The sequence below is a fragment of the Nocardiopsis codii genome (assembly GCF_036327455.1).
In the GTDB taxonomy this organism is placed as follows: domain Bacteria; phylum Actinomycetota; class Actinomycetes; order Streptosporangiales; family Streptosporangiaceae; genus Nocardiopsis; species Nocardiopsis codii.
The window spans coordinates 1-632 of sequence record NZ_JAUZMY010000087.1 but is presented as its reverse complement, the minus strand read 5'-3'; the positions used below and the strand labels follow the sequence as shown (position 1 = coordinate 632).

At 67.7% G+C, this 632-nt stretch carries 1 protein-coding gene; it reads right to left on the bottom strand.

The features are described from left to right. The coding region (locus Q8791_RS31745) for a condensation domain-containing protein (RefSeq protein ID WP_330095550.1) at positions 1–632 on the bottom strand (632 nt) is incomplete at both ends.

Below are 632 nucleotides of genomic sequence, written 5' to 3'. Positions count from 1 at the left end.
CACCACCAACTCCACCGACCGGTCCACACACACCACCACCCCGACCTCGGGGCCCACCCCCTGCCCGATCAACCACCGAGCCCACCGGTTGGACACCTCGTCCAACTCCACATACGACAACCCGCCCAGCCCGTCATCAACCGCCCGCTCGGACCCGGCACGCTCCACCTGCACAGCGAACGCGTCCACGAACGACACCGACTCCGCAACCGGCCCATCATCGAACCCACCCAGAACCCGCCCCCACTCACCCGAACCCAGGACGGTCAGATACCCGACAGGTGTTTCCGGGGCGCCGGTGACCTGTTCCAACACGCGGATCAGTCGTTCACCGAGTTCGCGCGCGGTGTCGCGGTCGAACAGATCCGCGGCGTACTCCACCGACACCCGCAGGCCGCCGTCCGGTTCGGGACCGGCCGCGATGTACAGGTCGAACTTGGCGACGGCCGTGGGTGCCGGGAGAGCCGTGCACTCGACCCCGGGCAGTCCGACTCCGGAGAATCCGCCGTCGTGTTCCCATCCGATGGAGGTTTGGAAGAGGGGGTGTCGTGCGAGGGAGCGTGTGGGGCTGAGGGCTTCGACGACCTGCTCGAAGGGGACGTGGGTGTGGTCGAAGTCCTCCAGGTCCTGCT